5 protein-coding genes are annotated in these 4,074 nt (G+C 62.5%); 3 read left to right on the forward strand and 2 right to left on the reverse strand.

Going from position 1 to position 4,074, the window contains the following annotated elements:
* Both AHiyo1_RS01115 and AHiyo1_RS01120 read right to left on the reverse strand, forming a co-directional pair.
* Positions 1–384, reverse strand: a 384-nt coding sequence (locus tag AHiyo1_RS01115; RefSeq protein WP_113990524.1) for a GNAT family N-acetyltransferase, incomplete at its 3' end; no start/stop codon positions are given.
* A 231-nt stretch (positions 385–615) separates the two neighbouring features.
* Positions 616–1,314, reverse strand: a complete 699-nt coding sequence (locus tag AHiyo1_RS01120; protein ID WP_059387339.1) for a winged helix-turn-helix transcriptional regulator — start codon at positions 1,312–1,314, stop codon at positions 616–618.
* Positions 1,315–1,625: 311 nt separating this feature from the next.
* Between AHiyo1_RS01120 and AHiyo1_RS01125 the strand changes: the two genes are divergently transcribed.
* The 3 genes from AHiyo1_RS01125 (at position 1,626) to AHiyo1_RS01135 (ending at position 3,953) form a co-directional block, all read left to right on the forward strand.
* Positions 1,626–2,360, forward strand: coding sequence for a hypothetical protein (locus AHiyo1_RS01125; RefSeq protein WP_059387342.1), 735 nt, complete (start codon positions 1,626–1,628; stop codon positions 2,358–2,360).
* Between the two features lie 184 nt (positions 2,361–2,544).
* The gene (locus AHiyo1_RS01130) at positions 2,545–3,144 is read left to right on the forward strand and encodes an FABP family protein (RefSeq protein WP_059387340.1); all 600 of its coding nucleotides are present in this window, start codon (positions 2,545–2,547) and stop codon (positions 3,142–3,144) included.
* A gap of 86 nt (positions 3,145–3,230) precedes the next feature.
* A complete protein-coding gene (locus tag AHiyo1_RS01135; protein ID WP_059387341.1) occupies positions 3,231–3,953 on the forward strand; it encodes a flavodoxin family protein in 723 nt (240 codons plus the stop codon).
* Positions 3,954–4,074 lie beyond the last annotated feature (121 nt).

A 4,074-nucleotide genomic window follows, 5' to 3' on the forward strand; every position in this document is an offset into this window, starting at 1 on the left:
CGCGTTCAGCCCCTCGAGCCCGCGGCTGTCCCGGAGCGAGTCCAGCAACCGGCCCGCGGCACCCTGGTTGCGGTAGCTCGGGTGCACTGCCATTTCCAGGACTCCGGTCCCGTCGTCCGCTTCAACCACGACGGCGATTCCCGCCAGGTCCTGGCCGCTTGCGGGATCGGACTGCTCGTCCGGGGCGTAAAGGGCCACGGTGAGCACAGAGTGGTCGCCGGCATCGGCCCCGCGCAGCATGACCAGGGTCTGTTCTGACAGCGGGGGATTGCCGTCCGACTCCTCGGCGGCTGCGGCGAGCGCCTTGATGTCTTTCAACAACTCGTTGTCCGAGGCGCCTTTGACGACAAGGACGGGCCAGTTCTCCGGGTGCGCAGGGCTCATGCTGCAAGGCTATACGTCTCCGGCCGGTTTGGCGGGATGGATTTTGCAGGCACTGTGTTGGCCGTGTAAGGTCTATATCTCGTCCGGCTTCGCGAAGCAGGATACGAGGGGGATCCACCAGTGGGGTGGCCTCGATACGTTCGACCCGTATGTCCTCCACTCAAGCAAAAGAAGGCCCGGACTCAGTGAGTCCGGGCCTTCTTTGTGCTTCGAAGCTTGGGGTTCGGAAGCCTAGGCCTCGGTGAGCTCATCTTCCGGCAGGCGGACCAACGTCAGCCTGTAGCCAACGTTGCGGACCGTGCTGATGAGGTTCTCGTGGTCCACGCCGAGCTTGGCGCGCAGGCGCCGGACGTGGACGTCCACGGTGCGGGTGCCTCCGTAGTAGTCGTAGCCCCATACTTCGGTGAGAAGCTGCTGACGCGTGAATACCCTGCCCGGGTGCTGGGCGAGATACTTCAGGAGTTCGAACTCCTTGAAGGTCAGGTTGAGCGGCTGCCCGTTCACGCGGGCCGTGTAGCTTGCCTCGTCGATCACGACGCCGGCCGCCCGGATTTCCGTGTTGGTTTCCTCTTCGCCGGGGATTGCGCGGGCCACGGCCAGGCGGATCCGGGCTTCGACTTCGGCCGGGCCGGCCGAGTCGAGGACGATGTCATCAACGGACCAGGCGGAAGAGACGGCAGCCATGCCGCCTTCCGTGAGGATCAGGATGAGGGGGGCGCTCAAGCCCGTGGCTTTGAGCAACTGGGTCAGGGAGCGGGCCCCCACAAGGTCCTTGCGGGCATCAAGGAAGACGACGTCGGTGGGGTCGGTTTCGAGCAAGGCCGTTGGCTCTGCCGGAAGGATGTGGACCCGGTGGTTCAAGAGCTCCAAGGCGGGCAGGATGTCTACCGACGACCCGGTGCTGTTCGTCAGGAGCAGGATGTGCGACATAGTTCCTCCAATGGGCGGTCCGCGCATCATCGGGCGTCTGAACCGGGTTTCCACCGGCCGGTAGCTGCTTATGGGGCGTGGTTCCGTTGTAACGGAAGCGTTGCAACAAGAAGCGCTGTTGACAACCGAGTATACCCAAAGGCCCCTGCAACGTCAGGGATTCGTGTCACCTTCAGCCCATGTTTGCGACATATTTGTGCCGTATAAGGCAGGATTGGCAGGAGGTTGCTCGCGGCTTGGAACGAAATGGGCCCATCGAGGATCCCATGAAGGCGCGGCGAGGTGAGGGACACAGTGAGGTCAGGGGCGCAGTGAAGTCTTGGAGCATCGGGGTGGTCGGCCTCGTGGCGCTCGCGGTTTTCGTCGCCAGCTCTTACGGCCCCACGGAAGGGTTGGTCGCCGTCGGAATCCTGGCGTCGGCCGCGGTTGGCATCGGCTGGCCCCACTTTCTAGCCGTCCCGGCGAAGAAAACGCTCGCCACGGTGATCGGCCTGAGCGGCGCGGGTTCAGCCTTGGCTGCCGGCTTCGTGCCAGCCCCCGGATTTCTCGATGCAACTCCGGCCTTCATCGCCGCAGGCGTGATTGCGGTGTTCGTCGTGCAGCTGATCCGCGGAACCGGTCAGGCCCAACGGCTCGAGTCCACTCTGGGCAGCTGCGCCGGTGTGCTGCTGAGCTGCCTTGGCGCTGGCTGGATTGCGGGGGCGAGGTTCAATGGGATCAAGGAAATGGTGTTGGTCGCTGCCCTCAGCGCCGCGGTCGCCCTCCTCGCCGGCTTGTTGCGATGGCCGGACCGGGTCGTGGCGCCCTTGGGCATCGTGGCCGCAGGGTTGGTGGCTCCGCTGGCAGGCCTGGTGTTCTCCAACATCGCGATCGTGGCTGCCATCGTGGTGGGCGTCGTCATCGGCTCAGTCCTGGTCAGTTTCCGTCGGATGGTGACGCTTCGGCTCGGCCGCCTGAACTTCCCGGCTGTCCTTGGAATGGGCGTCGCCCCCGTTTGGGCGGTTGGCGCCTTGTGCTACTTCATCGACAAACTACTCATCTACTAACAGTTAGGATGGCATCATGTCCGTACTTGCATTTGAAATCTTCTTCCTTGTCCTCCTCGGCCTGGCCAGCCTCTCGATGGCGTGGTTCGCTGGTTTTGTCGTTTACCGTCTCTTCAAAGGCCAGAAGTAGAGCTCCCATCGCTTTTGATCAACCCGTACCTTCCGGTCCACTGAGGTAATTGCTGTGCCCATTGAAATTCCTTCCGACCTGACACCCGAACTGGTACCCCTTTCCTGGCTCATTGGTGAGTGGGAAGGCCGGGGACGGCTTGGAAGCGGTGAAGAAGACTCGGATCACTTCATCCAGCACGTCTCCTTCACGCACCACGGCCTGCCCTACCTGGAGTATCGGGCGGAAAGCTGGCTCAGCGACGAGGACGGCACCAAATTGCGGCCCCTCACCGTGGAGACAGGCTTTTGGGCGCTGGAGCGGAAAATGCTCGACGCCGACGGCGGGCCCGGCTTGATTCCCGCGGAAATCGTCCCGGTATTGAAAACTGCCGATGACGTCGAAGCCCACCGGAACGCCGACGGCGGGTTCGACATCACTGTGACGATTGTCCATCCCGGTGGCATCAGCGAGCTGTACTACGGTCAAATCAAGGGGCCGCAGATCCAGATGAGCACCGATATGGTGATGCGCGGCGGCCACTCCAAGGAATACACTGCGGCCACACGCATCTTCGGCCTCGTGGATGGCAATCTGTTGTGGCGCTGGGATGTGTCCACTCCGGGCAAGTCGCTCGAGGCCCACGCTTCGGCTTTCCTGAACAAGCTCTCCTAGGGTGCTTGTTAAATAGCTTCAAGGTCTCACCGAAGAGGTCTCACTGAACGTCCCGTTTCGCAGTTCGAACCAAAGGGGAGCAGCAAGTGAACGAAGCAACTAAACCTGCCAGCTATGACGATCTCAAGGCGGTCTTTTTCAACGGGACGCTCAAGCCATCGCCGCAAGTGAGCAATACCGACGGACTGATTGCCATCAGCCGGCGCATCATGGAAAAGCAGGGCGTCAGTACCCAGGTGATCCGGACCGTGGATCACGACATTGCCGCCGGTGTGTATCCGGACATGCGGGAACACGGCTGGGCGACGGATGAATGGCCGGAGTTGTATCCGGCGGTGCTGGAGGCCGACATCGTGGTGGTGGCCGGTCCTATCTGGCTTGGCGATAACTCCTCCCAGACCAAGAAGCTCATCGAGCGGCTCTACGCCCATTCGGGCCAACTCAACAGCAAAGGCCAGTGGGCCTACTATCCAAAGGTCGGCGGCTGCCTGATCACCGGCAACGAGGACGGCATCAAGCACTGCGCCATGAACGTCCTGTACAGCCTCCAGCACGTCGGCTTCACCATTCCGCCCCAGGCCGATGCCGGCTGGATCGGCGCCGTCGGCCCCGGGCCCAGCTACCTCGACGAAGGGTCCGGTGGTCCTGAGAGCGACTTCACCAACCGGAACACCACCTTCATGACCTGGAACCTGCTCCACTACGCCCGGATGCTCAAGGACGTAGGCGGCATTCCTGCCTACGGGAACCTCCCGGACGAATGGAAAGCCGGTACGCGCTTCGATTTTGAAAACCCGGAATACCGCTGAGCCCCAAGGACTTCTACTACATATGACTTACACGAGCCCCCTATTGTCGCGCCCCGGAGCTGTAGAAGGCGGCGGCGAGGACTCCGGCGTCGCGGCCCACTACGGCGAGCCCCTGCGGGAG

Origin of the sequence: Arthrobacter sp. Hiyo1 (assembly GCF_001263615.2) — a bacterium.
Lineage (GTDB): Bacteria > Actinomycetota > Actinomycetes > Actinomycetales > Micrococcaceae > Arthrobacter.